Below are 17,769 nucleotides of genomic sequence, written 5' to 3' on the forward strand. Positions count from 1 at the left end.
CCCCGGGCGCAACCTGCGGCATGCGCGCCGCCGGCGTGCCCGCGCGCGGGCTGTAGGGGAAGATATGCGCATGCACGATGTCGCAATCGTCGATCAGCGCCAGCGTGTTGGCGGCCATCGCGTCATCCTCGGTCGGAAAGCCCGCGATCAGGTCCGCGCCGATCGCGATGTCGGGCCGTGCCGCCTTCAGTCGCTCCACCAATGCCACCGACTGTGCGCGCGAATGCCGTCGCTTCATCCGCTTGAGCACCATGTCATCGCCCGCCTGCAGCGACAGATGCACATGCGGCAGCACCCGCCGCTCCTGCGTCAGCAGCGCAAACAGCCGCTCGTCAATCTCGATCCCGTCGAGCGAGGACAGCCGCAACCGCTCGACCGCCGTATGCGCCAGCACCCGCTCGACCAGTTGGCCCAACGTCGGCGCACCGGGCAGATCGGGCCCATAGCTGGTCAGGTCGACCCCGGTCAGTACGATCTCGCGATGCCCCGCTTCGACCAAAGCCTGCACCCGATCGATCACCGCGCCCGCAGGCACTGAGCGGCTATTCCCCCGCCCGAACGGGATCGCGCAGAAGGTGCAGCGATGATCGCAGCCATTCTGCACCTCGACAAAGGCGCGGACATGCGCGGAAAAGCTCGCGGCCAGATGCGGCGCAGTCTGGCGCACCGCCATGATGTCCTGCACCAAGGCCGCGTCGTCGCTGACCCATGATGCCGGGACCAGCTTTTCGGCATTGCCGATCACCCGATCCACCTCCGGCATCGCGCCGAACGAGGCCGGGTCGATCTGCGCCGCGCAGCCGGTCACCACCAGTTGCGCCGAGGGTCGCGCCCGCCGCGCGCGGCGGATCGCCTGCCGCGTCTGGCGCACCGCTTCGTTGGTCACCGCACAGCTGTTGACGACCACCACATCGCTGGACCCCAACAGCGCGCGGATCGTTTCGCTTTCGGCAAGGTTGAGCCGACAGCCAAGGCTGATTACCTCAGGTGCGACAATGGAGGACGACATGACGGGCGATCTAGAGACGCAAGGGGTCGAAGTCCATGCGTGCGCGAAGGCGGTGCTGGACTATTGGTTCGATGAACTGAAGCCCGAGCAGCAATTTGCCAAGGACGATGCGGTCGATGCGGAGATTGCGCGCCGCTTCGGCCATGCGCGCGATGTCGTGCTGGCGAGCGGCGCGGCGGGGTGGCGTGACGATCCGGATGCGCTGCTCGCGGCGGTGATCCTGCTCGACCAGTTCAGCCGCAACATCCATCGCGGGACGCCTGAGGCGTTCGCCGCCGATCCGCTGGCGCTCGCCCTGACGCTGGAGGCGATCGGCAAGGGCTGGGACCGCGACCTGGTGCCGGAGCGCGCGACGTTCCTCTACATGCCGCTGATGCACGCCGAGAGTGTCGAGGCGCATCGGATGTGCCTTGAGAAATTCACCGCGCTGGGCCGCGCCGAGAATCTGCGCTTCGCGATGGAGCATGCGGTGGTGATCGAGCAATTCGGCCGTTTTCCAAGCCGCAACGCAGCGCTTGGCCGCGAGTCCACGGCGGAGGAATTGGAGTATCTGAAGCGGCCGGATGCGGGGTGGTAGACTCAATTCCTCCCCCAGCTCGCTGGGGGAGGGGGACCGCCGGCGAAGCCGGTGGTGGAGGGGCGGCCGCGTAGACGGCCGTCAAACAGCTCGGCAAAATTCCGCCGCTTGCAGCGGCGGCCCCTCCGTCAGCACTTCGTGCTGCCACCTCCCCTGCGAGGCAGGGGAGGAATTGATTACCCCGCCATCCGGTCCGGACGCTGCACCGGCAGCTCGCTCTCGATCGTCGGCTCAACCGGCGCCTGCACCAGCAGACGGCGTTCCGCGAGCAGGCGGCGCGCGCCGCTGACCGACAGCGGCTTGCCATAATGCCAGCCCTGCGCCTTGGCACAGCCCAGCGCCTTCAGCCGCGCGGCGATCGCCTCGTCCTCCACGCCCTCGGCAGTGATCGGCAGGTTGAGGCTTTCGCCCAGCGACACGATTGCGTTGACGATCGCCGCCGAATCCGCGCTTTCGTTGAGTGAAATCACGAAGCTCTTGTCGATCTTGATCCGGTCGAACGGCAGCGCGCGCAGATGCGCCAGCGACGAATAACCGGTGCCGAAATCGTCGAGCGCCAGCCGGACCCCCTGATTCTTCAGGCTGCCGACGATCGACTGGGCAAGCGAGAGATTGTCGAACAGCGAGCTTTCGGTGATCTCAACCTCCAGCCGGCTCGCCGGGAAGCGCGTCTCGGTCAGCACCTTGATGATCTTCTGCGCCAACCACGCATCGCGCAGCTGAACCGGGGAGATGTTCACCGACAGGCTGAGCGAGCTGTCCCAGTCGCGCGCGGCGGTGAACGCCTGGTGCATCAGCGACAATGACATGTCCGCGATCAGGCCGGTTTCCTCGGCGATCGGGATGAACAGCTCGGGGCTGATCAGGCCGCGGGTGGGGTGTTCCCAGCGCGCAAGCACCTCGAACCCGATCAGCTTGCCGGTCTGCAGGTCGATCTGCTGTTCGAAATAGGGGACGATCTCGCCGCGCGGGATCGCGGTGCGCAGGCCGTTTTCCAGCTCGTTGCGCGTCTGCAGTTCGCGCTCCATCGAATGGTCGAACCAGGCATAGCGGTTGCGGCCCGATTTCTTGGCGACATACATCGCGATGTCCGCCGATCGCATCAGCGAATCGACCGACTGGCAGTCGAAGTCCGACCGCGCGATGCCGACCGAACAGCTGACATGCAGCCGCAGCCCTTCGGCCTCGAACGGCTGCGCCATCTGCGCGATCAGCTTCTCCGCGATCCGTTCGATCAAGTCGGGATGCTGCGGGTCGAACAGGAAGGCGCAGGCAAACTCGTCGCCGCCCAGCCGCGCGGTCAGCGCGATCGGCGGCATCGCGCCGGCAATCTCGCCCGCTGCAGCGCGCAGCAGTGCGTCGCCCACCGCGTGGCCGTGCATGTCGTTGACGGTCTTGAAGTGATCGAGGTCGATGATCATCATCGCCATCGCCTTGCGCCGCTTTTGCCCGCGCACGAACATCGCCGCGCCCTCTTCGGCCAGGCTGCGGCGGTTGAGGAATCCGGTGAGCGGGTCGCGGCTGGCGAGCATCTGCGCACGCTCCTCAGCAGCGGCGCGGATGCGCACTTCGTTGCTGAGGCCCCGGTGGCGGCGCCAGCCGAACAGGATCAGCGCAACGTTGAGCAGCAGCGCGATCACTAGCGTGCGATCGGCCGGGGCGGCGCCCTCCAGATAATGGCGCAGCGTCTTCGACAGGACCGAGCTGCCGGTGCCGACGAACATCAGAATCGCGGCAACGCTGATCGCACCCGTGATCAGGTCGGATCCCGCGCCGTTGCGGTCGGACTGGTCGTCGTCGATGCCCAGCGACATGCCGGAATTGCTCCCCTTCATATGAACCGGGGATATCCCATGCCGACCGTGTAGAAGGGGTTAAGGCAATCGCAGGAAGAGGGTTAACGTCGCCGCAGTTGCACTTATCTAGGAATGCGGCTAAGCGCGCCTCCGACCGTTCTCACGAACGCGACGACATATGCCCCCGGGCAACGCTGGCTGACGAGGTTTCGTCCGCCGGCGTTTTATGCGTTTCGGACGTGAGAGCAATGGGAGAAGCGAGTGTTTGACAGTCTGAGCGAACGGCTTGGCGGCGTATTTGACCGTCTCAAGGGCCGTGGCGCGCTGACCGAAGCGGATGTGCGGACCGCGATGCGCGAAGTGCGTATCGCGCTGCTCGAGGCTGACGTCGCGCTGCCGGTCGCCCGCCAGTTCGTCGACAAGGTGACCGAGGAAGCGGTCGGCCAGCAGGTGCTGCGCTCGGTCACGCCGGGGCAGCAGGTCGTCAAGATCGTCAATGACGCGCTGGTCGCGATGCTCGGCCCCGACACTGCCGAGCTTCAGATCGACGTCACCCCGCCCGCCGTGATCATGATGGTCGGCCTGCAGGGTTCGGGCAAGACCACCACCACCGCCAAGCTCGCCCGCCTGCTCAAGAAGCAGGGCAAGAAGGTGATGATGGCGTCGCTCGACGTCAATCGCCCGGCCGCGCAGGAACAGCTGGCGGTGCTCGGCACCCAGATCGAGGTCGCGACCCTGCCGATCGTCGCGGGTCAGCAGCCGGTCGATATCGGTCGTCGTGCGATGCAGGCGGCGAAGCTGCAGGGCTTCGACGTGCTGATGCTCGACACCGCTGGCCGCCTGCATGTCGACCAGCAGCTGATGGACGAGATGAAGGCGGTTGCCGACATCTCCAAGCCGCAGGAAATCCTGCTCGTCGTCGACTCGCTGACCGGTCAGGACGCGGTCAACGTCGCGCAGAATTTCAGCGATCAGGTCCCGCTGACCGGCGTCGTGCTGACCCGCATGGACGGCGATGCACGCGGCGGTGCGGCGCTGTCGATGCGCGCGGTCACCGGCAAGCCGATCAAGTTCGCGGGCATCGGCGAAAAGCTTGATCAGATCGAGCCGTTCCACCCCTCGCGCGTCGCGGGCCGTATCCTCGGCATGGGCGACGTCGTCTCGCTGGTCGAAAAGGCCGCGCAAGCGATCGAGCAGGAAGACGCCGAGAAGATGGCGGCGCGCCTCGCCAAGGGGCAGTTCGACATGAACGACCTGCGCGGCCAGCTTGCGCAGATGCGCAAGATGGGCGGCCTGGGCGCGCTCGCTGGCATGATCCCCGGCATGAAGAAGGCGCAGGGCGCGGTCGAACAGGCCGGCGGCGACAAGATTCTGCTGCGCATGGACGCGATCATCACCTCGATGACCGTCAAGGAACGCGCCAAGCCCGAACTGATCAACGCCAAGCGCAAGATCCGCATCGCCAAGGGCAGCGGCACGACCGTTCAGGACGTGAACAAACTGCTCAAGATGCACCAGGAAATGTCCACCGCGATGAAGCGGCTCAAGAAGATGGGCGGCCTCAAGGGCATGCTCGGAATGTTGGGCAAAGGCGGCATGGGCGGCCTTGGCAATGCGCTGGGCGGCCCGGGCATGGGTGACATGATGGGCAAGCTCGGCGGGCCCGGCGGCGGGCTTCCGGGTCTTCCCGGCGGTGGCGGCGACATTCCGCCCGAGCTCGCCAAGTTTTTGAACAAGAAGAAATAGCCGTCGCCCCGGCGGAGGCCGGGGCCGCCCTGTGGCAAGGCGGGAACACTGAAACATAGCGGCCCCGGCCTCCGCCGGGGCGACGAATTGAAAAGAAGAAGGAAGTACACAATGGCTCTCAGCATGCGTCTGTCGCGTGGCGGTTCGAAGAAGCGCCCTTATTACCGCATCGTCGTTGCCGATGCGCGCTCGCCCCGCGACGGCAAGTTCATCGAGAAGATCGGCACCTACAACCCGCTGCTCGCCAAGGATGACGAGAAGCGCATCGTGCTCGACACCGATCGCGCGAAGCACTGGCTGAGCGTCGGCGCGCAGCCGACCGACCGCGTCGCCCGCTTCCTCGACGTCACCGGCGTCAAGGAGCGCACCGCGAAGAACAACCCGAACAAGGGCAAGCCGGGCGAAAAGGCCGTCGAGCGCGCCGAAGAAAAGGCCGAGAAGCTGAAGGCCGCCGAGGAAGCCGCCGCCGAAGCCAAGGCCGCTGCCGAAGCCGCCGCTGCCGCCCCGGCCGAAGAGTCCGCCGCTGAAGAAGCCCCGGCCGCTGAAGAAGCGACCACCGAGGAAGCTCCGGCTGCCGAAGGTGGCGAAGAAAAGGCCGAGGGCTGATCCTTGGCTAACGACGCCCCCGTCACGCTCGCCGTCATCATCGGCGCGCACGGCGTGACGGGGGAGGTCCGCCTCAAGGTCTTTGCCGAGGACCTGTCGGTGCACCGCCGTTTCAACGGCGGCGCGCTGACCCTCAAATCGGTGCGCCCCGGCAACAATGGCGCGATCGCGCGCTTTGCGGAAGTCGCCGACCGCAACGCCGCCGAAGCACTGCGCGGCATCGAACTCACCGTCGCGCGCGACGAACTTCCGCCGCTGGGTGAGGGCGAATATTACCATGCCGACCTGTTCGGCCTGAACGCCGTGTCCGAAAGCGGCGAACCGATCGGCACGATCGTGACGGTCGAGAATTTCGGCGCGGGTGACGTGCTCGAAATCGAAAAGCCCGACGGCAAGCGCTTCATGGTGCCGATGCGTGCGGAAGCCGTGCCCAGTTGGGACGCGACCACGCTCACCATCGCCGACGGCTGGGCGGAATGAGCACGGACGGCATGCTGGCCGTCCTGTCCGACATCCATGGCAATCTGCCCGCGCTGGAAGCGGTGATCGCTGACGCGCAGGCGGCGGGCGCGACGCGTTTCGTCAATCTGGGTGACAGCCTGTCCGGCCCGCTGTGGCCGGCAGAGACGGCCGCGTTGCTGATGCGGCTCGACTGGACGACCATCGCCGGCAACCATGAGCGCCAGCTACTCAGCGACGCGCCCGAGCGGATGAACGCGTCCGATCGCTTCGCCCGCGCCGCGCTCGATGACACGCAGTTGCGCTGGCTCGCCGCTCAGCCCGCGACGCTGAGCATCGACGGCATCCGCCTCGTCCACGGCACCCGCCGCAGCGATGTCGAGCAGCTGCTGGAAACGGTCGAGCCGACGGGCCTGCGCGCCGCGAGCGCTGCCGAGATCGCCGAGCGGCTGGGAGACGAGGCCGCACTGCTCACCCTGTGCGGCCACTCGCACCTCCCCGGCGTCCGCACGCTGGGCGATGGCCGCACCGCCGCCAATCCCGGCAGCGTCGGTCTGCAGGCCTATCGCGAAGACCAACCCTATCCCCATGTCGCGCAGACCGGCGACCCGCGCGCCCGCTACGCGTTGGTCCGTGACCTTCAGGTCGAGCTGCGCGCCATCGCCTATGATCATGCGAGCGCGGCGCAGAAGGCGGAGCGGGAAGGGCGCCCCGACTGGGCCATCGCACTGCGCACAGGAATGGCCTGAGCCCAATAGCGCTTTACATATCCATCAAGTTATATATCCATATGGCTATGGATGAGTCGCTCGATCTAGCCTTCGCCGCCCTGGCCGACCCCACCCGCCGCGCGATCCTGGCGCGACTGGCTAAGGGGGAGGCGACCGTGTCCGAACTCGCCGCGCCGTTTGCGGTCAGCCAGCCCGCCATTTCCAAGCACCTCAAGGTGCTCGAACGCGCCGGTTTCGTCGAAACCGCCACCGCCGGCCAGTCGCGCCCGCGCCGCCTCAACCGTGCCGCGCTCGCGCTCCCCGCCGACTGGCTCGACCGGCTCGGCGCCGACTGGGATGCGAAGTTCGACCGCCTCGACGCCTATCTCGCCACGCTCAACACTGGAGACCCCGCATGACCGACGCCGCCGTGACCCCCGAATTCACGATCCAGCGCACCTTTGCCGCCCCGATCGACCGCGTGTTCGACGCCTGGGCCGATCCGGTCCAGATGGCGCGCTGGTCGGGGCCGGAGGGGACGCAGGTGACCGTGCTCAGCGGCACCATCGAAAGCGGCGCGCAGCTCCACGCGCGCTCCGACGCGGCGGATGGCGGCGTGCTCTACACGCTGTGCGACTATCGCACCGTCGATCGCCCCGACCACCTTGTCTATGACCAGAGCTTCGCCGACGCCGACGGCAACATCGTGCCATGCCCGTTCTTCGACGCCTGGCCCGCAACGCTACGCACCGATATCCGGTTCGAGGCGGTTGCAGGCGGCACGCGCATCACGCTGCGCTGGATCCCGGTCGATCCGACGGCGGAGCAGGCGGCCAGCTTCGTCGCGGCGATGGAATCAATGACCGGCGGCTGGAGCGGCAGCTTCGACAAGCTCGACAGCTACCTCGCGGGCTGACGCGCGCAGGGGTTTGCGTGCGGGGCGGATTTCTGATTGGCTGCGCGCCATGAAGCTCCGCCTCGCCGCCGCCCTCGCGCTCGCCCCGCTGCCCGCGCTCGCTCAGACGCCAACGGGCCAGATCCCGCCCGCGCAAGTCACCGAAATCGGCGACCATTTCGCCAAATATCGCGACCAGAACCCGACCCCCGGCATGGTCTATATGATCGTCAAGGACGGGAAGCCTGCACTGTCCGCGATGGTCGGCACCCAGACCCCCGGCGGCGCGCCAGTCACGCTCGACACCCGCTTCCGCATCGCGTCGATGAGCAAGGCGTTCACCGCGCTCGCGATCCTCAAATTGCGCGACGACGGCAAGCTGCGCCTCGACGATCTGGCCGAACAGCACATCCCCGAAATGCGCGGCTGGAAATACCCCACGACCGACAGCCCGCGCATCCGCATCCGCGACCTGCTCGCCCATGTCGGCGGCATGGTCACCGACGATCCGTGGGGCGACCGCCAACAGGTGCTGAGCGAGGCGGAGTTCAGCGCGATGATCACACAGGGCGTGCCGTGGAGCCGCACCGGCGGCATGGCGCACGAATATTCCAACTACGGCTATGCGCTGCTCGGCCGGATCATCACCAATGCCTCGGGCCAGCCCTACCAAGCCTATATCGGGCGCACGATCCTCCAGCCGCTCGGCATGACCGCGACCACCTACGACATCGCCAAGGTGCCGCGCGACAAGCTCGCGCTCGGCTATCGCTGGCAGGACGAGACATGGGTGCTCGAGCCGGAAATGCGCGATGGCGCGTTCGGCGCGATGGGCGGCATGATCACCACCGCCGACGACTATGCTAAATGGGTGAGCTTCCTGCTCTCCGCATGGCCCCCGCGCGACGGCGCCGAAACCGGCCCGGTCAAGCGCGCCACGGTGCGCGAGATGGTGCAGGGCCTCAACTTCGTCCGCGTCGGCCCGCGCCGCGGCGCGCCGGAGGGCGATACGTGCCGCCACGGCACCGCCTATGGCATGGGCATGCGCATCACCAGCGACTGCGACCTTGGCACCGCGCTCGAACATGGCGGCGGCTATCCCGGCTATGGCAGCTATGTCGTCCTCGCCCCAGAACGCGGCATCGCCGCCTTCGCCTTCACCAACAAGACCTATACCGCGCCCGCCGTACCGGTGTGGCAGTCGCTCTGGTCGCTCGCGCGGGCAGGGGCGGCAGAGCCCGGCGCGACCCCGCCCAATCCGTTGCTCGTCCAGATGCACAATGCCGCTCGGGCCGCCTATGCCGCAGGCGACCTCAAGCCGCTCGACGGCAAGCTCGCGATAAATTTCCTGCTCGACCGCGACGCCGCCCACTGGCGGACGGAATTCGCGCGGATCAAGGCGATGGTCGGCGACTGTCCCACCGCCGAACCGCTCTTCGCGACCGGCAACCTCTCGGTCAATTTCCGCTGGAATTGCGCCAAGGGCAAACTCGACGGCCAAATCCTGATGGCCCCAACGAACCCGCCGACGATCCAGGCGCTGCGGTTCTTCCCGACGCAAAACTAACCTCACCGTCGCCCCGGTCTTGAGCCGGGGCCGGGCTTCCTCTTTGAGCTCGACGAAGAAGCCTTGCCCCGGGTCAAGCCCGGGGCGACAAAGGCACGAAGGCGCTTGCCTATCTCTGGAGTTGAAACCTTGCCAAACCGCAATGCAGCCAAGGGATGGATCGCCGTCATTGTGGCTGAAGCGGCGCTGACTGCCGCGGGCTTCACCGCATCATTCCCGATCGCGTCCGAATGCAGCACGCCGCAAGAGCTGCATTGGTGGATCGCGGCTCCGTTCTTCGCGATCTATGCCGTCGCGGGAACCTATGTCACGGCCGTCGGCACGCGCGCTCAGCGCCTGCTGCTGTTTGTTGGCACAGTGCTGACTGTTGCGGGATATGTCGGAGGGCTCTCTCTCACCTTGCCGACAGCTTTCGAGACCGAGATTTCGTGCGCTGCCGCTGGCGAGCGTTAGGCCGCACTACCGCCAAATCGCCCGCTGCGCGCTCAGCATATTCCGGATCGTCGTTGACGCGACCCCCGCCTGGCCCATCGCATTGCTGATCTGGTCCAGCCCCTTCACCACATCGCCCGCCGCAAACAGGCCGGGGATGCTGGTGCGCTGGTGATCATCGACCTCAAGGCACCCCTCCGCCGTCGCCGCCGCGCCCGCCGCAACCGCCAGGTCGGATCGGATGCGCGACCCCAGCGCCGGGTAGAGGCTGTCGAACGCCATCCGCCCATGCGCGGTATCCAGCGCAATCCGGTCGCCTTCGATCGCATAGCCCCCGCATGGCCCGTCGACTCGCGCGATCCCCGCTTCCTCCAGCTTGGCGACACACGCCGCATCCAGTCGATGCTCCACGTCCGGCGCGATCAGCGTCACGTCGCGGGTGAAGCCGCGCAGGAACAGTGCCTCGCGCATCCCATGGTCGCCGGTCCCGATCACGCCCACACGCGTGTCGGTAACCTCATAGCCGTCGCACACCGGGCAGTAGCGCAGCAGCCCGCGCGCCAGCGCCGGATCATGCACCGCATCCTCCAGCCCCTCGGGGCGGTGATTGACCACACCGGTCGCCAGCAGCACCGACCGCGTCGCAACCCGCCGCGCGCCGGCATGGACGATAAAGCCATCCGCCACGGGCTCGAGCCGCGTCACCTTGGCCGCCTCACGCACCGCGCCATACAGTTCCGCTTGTGCCAGCATCCGCCGCAGCAACTCGACCCCCGCGATGCCCTCGGGATAGCCGGCATGATTGTGCGTCCTCGGGATCAGCGCCGCGCGGCTCGACCCGCAATCGAACAGCCGGATCGACAGGTGATAACGCGCCAGATAGATCGCCGCTGTCAACCCGGCCGGTCCCGCGCCGATGATGATGCAATCTTCCATGCCCGCTCCCTTGCCAATTGGCGTTCAAGCGGCGAACAGGTGCGATGACCTTCGCCGCGACCGTCTTAACGCTTTACCCCGACATGTTTCCCGGCCCGCTCGGCGCGTCGATCGCCGGGCGCGCGCTGAATGAGGGGAAGTGGTCGCTCGACACCGTCCAGATCCGTGACTTCGCGACCGACAAGCACCGCACCGTCGATGACACGCCGGCCGGGGGCGGGGCGGGGATGGTGCTTAAGCCCGATATCCTCGCCGCTGCCTGTGACAGCGTGGGTTACGACCGCCCGATGCTGGCGATGACCCCGCGCGGCGCACCGCTGACACAGGACCGCGTCCGCGCGCTCGCCGCCGGTCCCGGCGTATCGATCCTGTGCGGAAGGTTCGAGGGGTTCGACGAGCGCTTGTTCGACGCGCGGCCGATCGAGCAGGTGTCGATCGGCGACTATGTCCTGTCGGGCGGCGAGATGGGCGCACTCGTGCTGCTCGACGCTTGCATTCGGCTGCTTCCCGGTGTAATGGGCGCGCCTTCCAGCGGAGTCGAGGAAAGCTTCGAAAGCGGCCTCCTCGAATATCCGCAATTTACCCGACCCGTCGAATGGGAAGGGCGCACGATCCCCGAAGTGCTGCGATCGGGGGATCATGCGCGGATCAACGCCTGGCGCAAGCAACAGGCGGAGACCGATACACGGCTAAGGAGGCCGGATCTTTGGGAGCGCCATGAGGGCGCTCGGGTCCAGTCTCCCTCTGGCGCGCGGCGCGAAAAGGAATGAGAGCCATGAACCTGCTCCAGCAGATCGAGGCCGAGAACGTCGCGAAGTTCTCCGCTGAAAAGAAGATCCCCGAATTCCGCCCCGGCGACACCGTCCGCGTCGGCGTGAAGGTCGTCGAAGGCGAGCGCACCCGCGTTCAGGCCTATGAAGGCGTCTGCATCGCCCGCGCCAACAAGGGCATGGGCAGCAACTTCACCGTGCGCAAGATTTCGTTCGGTGAGGGCGTCGAGCGCGTCTTCCCGCTCTATTCGCCGAACATCGACAGCATCGAAGTCGTCCGTCGCGGCGTCGTGCGTCGTGCGAAGCTCTATTATCTGCGCGGTCGTACCGGCAAGTCGGCGCGTATCGCCGAGCGCCGCGACCCGCGTCCGGCCAAGACCACCGAAGCCGCCGAGTAATCGGCCTTCGGCACGAACAAGCGCGGGGCGCGGGGCGAAAGCTTCCGCGCCCCGTTTGATTCTGCGGCCTGCGACACTAAGTTGGAGCGGTGACAGCCCGCTCCATCGCCTTCGCCGCCCCAACTACCCGGCCAGTCCGGGCGGCGGCGCTGTGGATGGCCCTGCTCGTCGCACTGGCCTCCTCGCTGCTCAGCAGCGGATTTCCGCGGACCACGGCGCTCGGCTCCGCATTCAACCCCGCAACCACGTCCGTGGTGCTCAAGCCGATCCGTCCGGCACCCCGCATCGTCGCAGACACCGCCCGCCGGGATGATGGCCCGGCGGCGGGTGCCAGCGGTATTGCCGCCAGTTCCGTGGTACCGGTCGCGATTGTTTCACCGGCATGGAATGGCTCCGCGCATGCCGTTGCGCCAGAACCGCTCCCCCTCGATCCGCATTCCGTACTCGACGGCAGCCCGCGCGGCCCGCCGCTCGCCTGACATCCGCCCTTTCGCCGGCCACGGCGTCATCGGGAGTATTGTCATGGAACAGGAAAAGAAGAAGCGGCCACCCTGGTGGTTCGCACCGGTCGTCTGGGGCGGGGTTGCGGCAAGTGCCGCTGCTGCCGCGCTCGTGATCGGGGGAACCCAGGGCTAACCGCACTGCCCGGACCGTCAACCGCGGTCCGGGCAACTACAGGGATAACGCCAGCCTATGCACCACACGCCGCTTATCGCCACGATTGTCGCGGGTCTCGTGATCGCCTTCATCATGGGGGCGATCGCCCACAAGATGAAGGTTTCGCCGATTGCCGGCTACCTCCTCGCCGGCATCATGGTCGGGCCATTCACGCCCGGCTTCGTCGCCGATGGCGACCTGGCCGCCGAACTCGCCGAGATCGGCGTGATCCTGCTGATGTTCGGCGTCGGCCTGCACTTCTCGCTCCGCGACCTGCTCGCGGTGCGCAAGATCGCGGTGCCCGGGGCGATCGGGCAGATCGCTGCTGCGGTGGTGATGGGCATGGGCCTGTCCTGGACGCTGGGCTGGGACCCGCTCGCCGGGTTCGTCTTCGGCCTTGCCTTGTCGGTCGCGAGTACGGTGGTGCTGCTGCGCGGGCTGCAGGGGTTCGGCATTGTCGATACCGAACGCGGTCGGATCGCGGTCGGGTGGCTGATCGTCGAGGATCTGGTGATGGTCCTCGCGCTGGTGCTGCTGCCGGTGCTGGCCCAGATCATGAAAAGCGAAGGCCCGATGACGTGGAGCGCGCTGCTGGTGCCGCTGGCGCAGATCGGGTTCAAGGTCACCGGCTTCCTGGTCGTCATGCTGCTGGTCGCGCGCCGCGTGATCCCGATGGCGCTGCATTGGGTGGTCCACACCGGCTCCCGCGAACTGTTCCGCCTTGCCGTCCTTGCCATCGCACTCGGCGTCGCATTCGGCGCGGCGGTGGTGTTCGACGTGTCCTTCGCGCTCGGCGCCTTCTTCGCCGGCATGATCCTGGGCGAAACGCCGCTCAGCCGTCAGGCGACCGAAGAGACCCTGCCGCTGCGCGATGCGTTCGCGGTGCTGTTCTTTGTGTCGGTCGGCATGTTGTTCAACCCGGCGGTGATCGTGGAGCAGCCGCTGCCCCTGATCGCGACCTTCCTGATCATCGTCGTGGGCAAATCGCTGGTCGCCTATGCAATCGTCCGTGCCCTGGGCCGCACGCACCGCATCGCGGTGACCGCCGCCGCCAGCCTCGCCCAGATCGGCGAATTCTCGTTCATTCTTGTGGGGTTGGGCGTGTCGCTGCAGATCCTTCCGCCGGAAGGGCGCGATCTGGTGCTGGCCGGCGCGCTGCTGTCGATCCTCGCCAACCCGTTCATCTTCAACGCCTTCGTCCCGCGCCGCCAGGAGCGGACCGACCCAATCGAGCCGCCGCTCGATACCGGCGACCGCACCGGCCATATCGTGCTGGTCGGCTATGGCCGGGTCGGCAAGCTGATCGCGCGCGATCTGCTCGCCCGCAAGCGCCCGTTCATCCTGATCGAGGATCAGGCTGACATCGCCAAGGTCGCGAAGGAGGCCGGGCTCGACGTGGTGCGCGGTAACGGCGTCGATCCCGAAGCGTTGAAGGCCGCCGGGGTCGATCGCGCGGCGAAGCTGCTCATCGCGATCCCCGAGGGGTTCGAGGGCGGCGCGGTCGTTCAGGCGGCGCGCGAACTCAACCCCGGCATCGCCGTCGTCGCTCGTGCCCATTCGGATGCGGAAGTTGAGCATCTCGAAGCGCGCGGTGCAGGCGACGTCGTGATGGGCGAACGCGAAATCGCCAACCGCATGCTCAGCCTGTGCGCGGTGCGCGCAGGGCGGGCGTAACCCACTCCTTCTTCTTCGTTCTCAAAACCCCTCCCGCTTGCGGGAGGGGCAGGGGAGGGTCTTCTTCTTCTTCTTCTTCTTCCCGCGTCGCGCGACCCAAGAAGAAGACCCTCACCCAACCCTCTCCCGCAAGCGGGAGAGGGCTAAGAAGGAAGGTGCGTGCTAATCCTCCCCCGCCAGGGGGGAGGTGGCGCCGAAGGCGTCGGAGGGGGAGGACGGCGATGTGCTCTCGACTCAATCCGAACCCCTTCCTCCCCCTCCGTCAGCTGCGCTCAAACCTCCCCCTGGCGGGGGAGGATGAACAATCACCCATAGCTCACAATCTCGAACTCGATCCCGTCGAAATCGAAGAAATAGAACCGCCGCCCCGGCTCATAGTCGTCATGGCCGAACGGTTTCAGCCCCGCCGCCGCGACCTTGGCCTCGATCGCATCCAGATCGTCGACCACGAACCCGACATGGTTGAGCGGCTGTCCCTTGGGGTAGCGCCGCTCGCCCTCAACCGGTGGGGCATAGAGCGCGAGGTAGCAGCGGTCGTCGCCGACATGGATCGACATGCCCCCATCGCGCGCGGCCCCCTGCCAGCGGATGTGCCAGCCGAACAGATGCTGGATCAGCTTCGCGGTGCGCGCCGGGTTGGTGACGGTCACATTGACGTGTTCGATAAAGGTCGTGGGCATGGCAATTCCTTTGCGGTTTGCGTTGGTGCCCAGCCCCGCTACAACCTCAACATAAGTTGAGGTCAAACGGAAAATGCGCGGCAACGAATTGCTCACCATCGGCGACCTGGCGGCGCGGACCGGGCTCAGCGTCTCGGCGATCCGTTTCTATGAGGGGCGGGGGCTGGTCGCGCCGATCCGAACCAGCGGCAACCAGCGCCGTTTCCTGCGCTCCGACATCCGCCGCCTGTCCTTCGCGCTGATCGCGCAGAGACTGGGGCTGACGATCGAGGAGATTGCGACCGAGCTGAACCGCCTGCCCCAAGGCCGCACCCCGACTGCGGCCGACTGGACGCGCATCAGCCGCCATTTCCGCGCCGAGATCGACCGCCGCATCGCGCTGCTGGAGCGGACGCGCGAGAAGCTGGACGGCTGCATCGGCTGCGGCTGCCTGTCGCTCAAGAAATGCGGTCTCTACAATCCGGGCGACGAAGCTGCCTCCACCGGCGCTGGCCCACGCTATGTGCTGAGCGATGCGGTTGCGGGTGAGACTTTACCTCGCCCCCGGGAAGCCCGATAGGCATGCGGACAATGGACAAGATGGACGGGTTGCAGGATGTGGAAAGCGGCACTGGGTGCGATGGCGTTAGTGTCGGCGGGGGTGGCGATGCCGGTTGAGGCGCAGCAGGTGGCAAGCGGCGACCTGACGCTGGAGCGCGTCTTCGCCAGCCCCGACCTCGCCGGCACCACGCCGCGCGCGCTGCGCCTGTCGCCCGATGGCACGCTCGTCACCGTCCTGCGCAACCGGGCTGACGACAATCAGCGCTTCGACCTGTGGGCAATGGACACCGCGACCGGCCAGTGGCGGATGCTGGTCGACAGCCTCAAGCTCGGCACCGGCGCAGAACTTTCCGAAGCGGAGAAGATGCAGCGCGAGCGCGCCAGGATCGGCGGGAGCAAGGGCATTGTCGCTTATGACTGGGCACCCGATGGCAAGTCGATCCTCGTCCCGCTCGACGGCGATCTCTATCTCGCGACACTCGACGGCAATGTCCGCCGCCTGACCGCGACCGAAGGCGGCGAGCTGAACCCGGTGATCAGCCCGCGCGGCGGCTATGCCAGCTTCGTGCGCGACCAGAATCTCGTCGTGCTCGACCTCGGCAGCGGCAAGGAGGTCAAGGCGACCACCGAAGGCAAGGGCAATGTCTATTTCGGCGAGGCCGAGTTCGTTGCGCAGGAGGAAATGGGCCGCCGCACCGGTTACTGGTGGTCACCCGATGATAAACGCATCGCCGTCCAGCGCTTCGACGAAAGCCCCGTCGGCATCGTCAGCCGCGCCGCGATCGGGGCGGAGGGGACGAAGATCTACGACCAGCGCTATCCCAAGGCGGGGACCGCCAATGTGCTGGTCGACCTCTATGTCATGAACCCGGACGGGTCGGGCCGGGTCAAGGTCGACCTCGGCGCCGAAACCGACATCTACCTCGCCCGCGTCGACTGGACGCCCGATGGCAAGACCCTGCTCGTCCAGCGCCAGAACCGCGCGCAGACCGTGCTCGACATGCTCGCAGTCGATCCCGTGACCGGCGTGTCGCGCGTGCTGTTCAGCGAGAAGTCGGGCGAGCGCAGCTGGATCAACCTGTCCGACGCCTATCACCCGATGCAGGACGGCAGCCTGATCTGGTGGTCCGAGCGCGACGGTCATGGCCATCTCTACCGCTTCAAATCGGGCAAGTGGACTCAGCTGACCAAGGGCGACTGGGAAGTCGCCGACATCGTCGGGGTGGATGAGCCAAGCGGCCGCATCACCTTCACCGGCAACAAGGACGGCGTGCTCGAACGCCATCTCTACACGGTGAACCTGAACAAGCCCGGCGTCGTGACCCGCATCACCGAACCCGGCTGGTGGCACGGTGCCAGCGCGAACGGTACCGCCAGCAAGATCATCCTGACCCGCTCAAAGAGCGATCAGCCGTCGCAGGTCATGCTCACCGACGCGGCGGGCAAGCGCATCGCCTGGGTGAACGAGAACAAGGTCGCGGGCGACCACCCCTACGCCCCCTATCTCGCCAGCCATCAGCAGAAGCAGTTCGGAACGATCAAGGCGGCGGACGGCACCGTCCTGCACTGGGAAATGATCACGCCCAAGCTGGAGCCGGGCAAGAAATACCCCGTCTTCTTCCACCACTATGGCGGCCCGCATTCGCAGCAGGTCAGCCGCGCCTGGGGCGGGGCGCTCCAGCAATATCTGGTCGATCGCGGCTATATCTGGTTCGTGCTCGACAATCGCGGCGCGGCCAATCGCGGCAAGGCGTTCGAGGATCACCTCTATCAAGCCATGGGCGGGGTCGAGGTCGAGGATCAGCTCGCCGGTGCGGCGTATCTCAAGGGCCTCGATTTCGTCGATGCCAACCGCATCGCGACCTATGGCTGGTCCTATGGCGGCTATATGACGCTCAAGATGCTTCAGGCAGCGCCCGGCACCTTTGCGGCGGGCATCTCCGGCGCGCCGGTCAGCAAATGGGAACTGTACGACACCCATTATACCGAGCGGTACATGGGCGACCCGCGTCAGGTTCAGGCGGCGTATGACAAGGCGAACACGGTCGCCGATGCCACCAAGATCACCGATCCGCTGCTGCTGATCCACGGCATGGCCGACGACAATGTTGTGCTGGAACATTCGACCGTGATGATGGCGAAGATGCAGGGCGCGGCGGTGCCGTTCGAAACGATGCTCTACCCCGGCCAGACGCACCGCGTCGCCGGGCCGGGCATCAGCGTGCATCTGTGGACCACGATCCTCAACTTCCTCGACCGCCACATGGGCAAGGACGCGCCGCCCGCGAAATGAATTGACCATCTGGAGGCACCGGCG

The 17,769-nt window shown here is 66.7% G+C and carries 19 protein-coding genes; 15 read left to right on the top strand and 4 right to left on the bottom strand.

Annotated features, from left to right (window positions below; all coding sequences use genetic code 11):
* The coding region (gene mtaB, locus KYX69_RS03050) for a tRNA (N(6)-L-threonylcarbamoyladenosine(37)-C(2))-methylthiotransferase MtaB (protein ID WP_300493567.1) at positions 1 to 1,009 on the bottom strand (1,009 nt) is incomplete at its 3' end.
* On the opposite strand from mtaB, the gene KYX69_RS03055 reads away from it, so the two are divergent.
* Positions 1,008 to 1,586, top strand: a complete 579-nt coding sequence (locus KYX69_RS03055) for a DUF924 family protein (protein WP_300493569.1) — start codon at positions 1,008 to 1,010, stop codon at positions 1,584 to 1,586. The two genes, mtaB and KYX69_RS03055, sit on opposite strands and share 2 nt — an antisense overlap.
* Before the next feature lie 176 nt (positions 1,587 to 1,762).
* Here the strand turns inward: KYX69_RS03055 and KYX69_RS03060 are convergent, their stop codons facing one another.
* Positions 1,763 to 3,400, bottom strand: a complete 1,638-nt coding sequence (locus KYX69_RS03060; RefSeq protein ID WP_300494180.1) for an EAL domain-containing protein — start codon at positions 3,398 to 3,400, stop codon at positions 1,763 to 1,765.
* A 243-nt stretch (positions 3,401 to 3,643) separates the two neighbouring features.
* Between KYX69_RS03060 and ffh the strand changes: the two genes are divergently transcribed.
* The 8 genes from ffh (at position 3,644) to KYX69_RS03100 (ending at position 9,818) form a co-directional block, all read left to right on the top strand.
* Positions 3,644 to 5,128 carry a signal recognition particle protein gene (ffh, locus tag KYX69_RS03065; protein WP_300493571.1) on the top strand — a complete coding sequence of 495 codons (1,485 nt, stop codon included), beginning with the start codon at positions 3,644 to 3,646 and terminating at the stop codon, positions 5,126 to 5,128.
* A gap of 111 nt (positions 5,129 to 5,239) precedes the next feature.
* A complete protein-coding gene (rpsP, locus tag KYX69_RS03070) occupies positions 5,240 to 5,734 on the top strand; it encodes a 30S ribosomal protein S16 (protein WP_300493573.1) in 495 nt (164 codons plus the stop codon).
* Between the two features lie 3 nt (positions 5,735 to 5,737).
* Positions 5,738 to 6,214 carry a ribosome maturation factor RimM gene (gene rimM / locus KYX69_RS03075; protein WP_300493575.1) on the top strand — a complete coding sequence of 159 codons (477 nt, stop codon included), beginning with the start codon at positions 5,738 to 5,740 and terminating at the stop codon, positions 6,212 to 6,214.
* Positions 6,211 to 6,942 carry a metallophosphoesterase family protein gene (locus KYX69_RS03080; RefSeq protein WP_300493578.1) on the top strand — a complete coding sequence of 244 codons (732 nt, stop codon included), beginning with the start codon at positions 6,211 to 6,213 and terminating at the stop codon, positions 6,940 to 6,942. The genes rimM and KYX69_RS03080 overlap by 4 nt, the downstream gene beginning before the upstream one ends.
* A 47-nt stretch (positions 6,943 to 6,989) precedes the next feature.
* On the top strand, positions 6,990 to 7,322 hold the full coding sequence (locus tag KYX69_RS03085; protein ID WP_300493581.1) for a helix-turn-helix transcriptional regulator: 333 nt from the start codon (positions 6,990 to 6,992) through the stop codon (positions 7,320 to 7,322).
* Entirely contained in the window at positions 7,319 to 7,819 is a 501-nt protein-coding gene (locus KYX69_RS03090) for an SRPBCC domain-containing protein (RefSeq protein WP_300493584.1), read from the top strand. The genes KYX69_RS03085 and KYX69_RS03090 overlap by 4 nt, the downstream gene beginning before the upstream one ends.
* Positions 7,820 to 7,868: 49 nt before the next feature.
* Positions 7,869 to 9,365: a serine hydrolase gene (locus KYX69_RS03095; protein ID WP_300493586.1), complete on the top strand. Its 1,497-nt coding sequence runs from the start codon at positions 7,869 to 7,871 to the stop codon at positions 9,363 to 9,365.
* Between the two features lie 63 nt (positions 9,366 to 9,428).
* Positions 9,429 to 9,818: a hypothetical protein gene (locus KYX69_RS03100; RefSeq protein ID WP_300493588.1), complete on the top strand. Its 390-nt coding sequence runs from the start codon at positions 9,429 to 9,431 to the stop codon at positions 9,816 to 9,818.
* 6 nt (positions 9,819 to 9,824) lie between these two features.
* On the opposite strand, the gene KYX69_RS03105 is transcribed toward KYX69_RS03100, so the two are convergent.
* Complete coding sequence (locus KYX69_RS03105) at positions 9,825 to 10,733, bottom strand: NAD(P)/FAD-dependent oxidoreductase (RefSeq protein WP_300493591.1); 909 nt, start codon at positions 10,731 to 10,733, stop codon at positions 9,825 to 9,827.
* Positions 10,734 to 10,777: 44 nt separating this feature from the next.
* Between KYX69_RS03105 and trmD the strand changes: the two genes are divergently transcribed.
* The 4 genes from trmD (at position 10,778) to ybaL (ending at position 14,232) form a co-directional block, all read left to right on the top strand.
* On the top strand, positions 10,778 to 11,503 hold the full coding sequence (gene trmD / locus KYX69_RS03110; protein WP_300493592.1) for a tRNA (guanosine(37)-N1)-methyltransferase TrmD: 726 nt from the start codon (positions 10,778 to 10,780) through the stop codon (positions 11,501 to 11,503).
* Positions 11,504 to 11,508: 5 nt separating this feature from the next.
* The gene (gene rplS / locus KYX69_RS03115; RefSeq protein ID WP_300493595.1) at positions 11,509 to 11,901 is read left to right on the top strand and encodes a 50S ribosomal protein L19; all 393 of its coding nucleotides are present in this window, start codon (positions 11,509 to 11,511) and stop codon (positions 11,899 to 11,901) included.
* An 89-nt stretch (positions 11,902 to 11,990) separates the two neighbouring features.
* Positions 11,991 to 12,380 carry a hypothetical protein gene (locus tag KYX69_RS03120; protein ID WP_300493597.1) on the top strand — a complete coding sequence of 130 codons (390 nt, stop codon included), beginning with the start codon at positions 11,991 to 11,993 and terminating at the stop codon, positions 12,378 to 12,380.
* A 214-nt stretch (positions 12,381 to 12,594) separates the two neighbouring features.
* A complete protein-coding gene (gene ybaL, locus KYX69_RS03125) occupies positions 12,595 to 14,232 on the top strand; it encodes a YbaL family putative K(+) efflux transporter (protein WP_300493599.1) in 1,638 nt (545 codons plus the stop codon).
* Positions 14,233 to 14,537: 305 nt separating this feature from the next.
* On the opposite strand, the gene KYX69_RS03130 is transcribed toward ybaL, so the two are convergent.
* Positions 14,538 to 14,912 (bottom strand): VOC family protein, encoded by a 375-nt coding sequence (locus KYX69_RS03130; RefSeq protein ID WP_300493600.1) that lies wholly within the window; start codon positions 14,910 to 14,912, stop codon positions 14,538 to 14,540.
* A 73-nt stretch (positions 14,913 to 14,985) separates the two neighbouring features.
* Between KYX69_RS03130 and soxR the strand changes: the two genes are divergently transcribed.
* Both soxR and KYX69_RS03140 read left to right on the top strand, forming a co-directional pair.
* Positions 14,986 to 15,471 (top strand): redox-sensitive transcriptional activator SoxR, encoded by a 486-nt coding sequence (gene soxR, locus KYX69_RS03135; RefSeq protein ID WP_300493602.1) that lies wholly within the window; start codon positions 14,986 to 14,988, stop codon positions 15,469 to 15,471.
* Between the two features lie 87 nt (positions 15,472 to 15,558).
* Entirely contained in the window at positions 15,559 to 17,745 is a 2,187-nt protein-coding gene (locus tag KYX69_RS03140) for a DPP IV N-terminal domain-containing protein (protein ID WP_300494182.1), read from the top strand.
* Positions 17,746 to 17,769 lie beyond the last annotated feature (24 nt).

The sequence above is a fragment of the Sphingomonas sp. genome, from assembly GCF_030145815.1.
Lineage (GTDB): Bacteria > Pseudomonadota > Alphaproteobacteria > Sphingomonadales > Sphingomonadaceae > Sphingomonas.

What these genes read in the sequence shown, in the direction of transcription:
- KYX69_RS03095 (WP_300493586.1), top strand. Translation starts at nt 7,869, where the DNA reads ATGAAGCTCCGCCTCGCCGCCGCCCTCGCGCTCGCCCCGCTGCCCGCG.
- soxR (WP_300493602.1), top strand. Translation starts at nt 14,986, where the DNA reads ATGCGCGGCAACGAATTGCTCACCATCGGCGACCTGGCGGCGCGGACC.
- KYX69_RS03055 (WP_300493569.1), top strand. Translation starts at nt 1,008, where the DNA reads ATGACGGGCGATCTAGAGACGCAAGGGGTCGAAGTCCATGCGTGCGCG.
- rpsP (WP_300493573.1), top strand. Translation starts at nt 5,240, where the DNA reads ATGGCTCTCAGCATGCGTCTGTCGCGTGGCGGTTCGAAGAAGCGCCCT.
- KYX69_RS03130 (WP_300493600.1), bottom strand. Translation starts at nt 14,912, where the DNA reads ATGCCCACGACCTTTATCGAACACGTCAATGTGACCGTCACCAACCCG.
- KYX69_RS03080 (WP_300493578.1), top strand. Translation starts at nt 6,211, where the DNA reads ATGAGCACGGACGGCATGCTGGCCGTCCTGTCCGACATCCATGGCAAT.
- KYX69_RS03140 (WP_300494182.1), top strand. Translation starts at nt 15,559, where the DNA reads ATGCCGGTTGAGGCGCAGCAGGTGGCAAGCGGCGACCTGACGCTGGAG.
- ybaL (WP_300493599.1), top strand. Translation starts at nt 12,595, where the DNA reads ATGCACCACACGCCGCTTATCGCCACGATTGTCGCGGGTCTCGTGATC.
- KYX69_RS03085 (WP_300493581.1), top strand. Translation starts at nt 6,990, where the DNA reads ATGGATGAGTCGCTCGATCTAGCCTTCGCCGCCCTGGCCGACCCCACC.
- trmD (WP_300493592.1), top strand. Translation starts at nt 10,778, where the DNA reads ATGACCTTCGCCGCGACCGTCTTAACGCTTTACCCCGACATGTTTCCC.
- KYX69_RS03105 (WP_300493591.1), bottom strand. Translation starts at nt 10,733, where the DNA reads ATGGAAGATTGCATCATCATCGGCGCGGGACCGGCCGGGTTGACAGCG.
- KYX69_RS03090 (WP_300493584.1), top strand. Translation starts at nt 7,319, where the DNA reads ATGACCGACGCCGCCGTGACCCCCGAATTCACGATCCAGCGCACCTTT.
- rplS (WP_300493595.1), top strand. Translation starts at nt 11,509, where the DNA reads ATGAACCTGCTCCAGCAGATCGAGGCCGAGAACGTCGCGAAGTTCTCC.
- KYX69_RS03060 (WP_300494180.1), bottom strand. Translation starts at nt 3,400, where the DNA reads ATGTCGCTGGGCATCGACGACGACCAGTCCGACCGCAACGGCGCGGGA.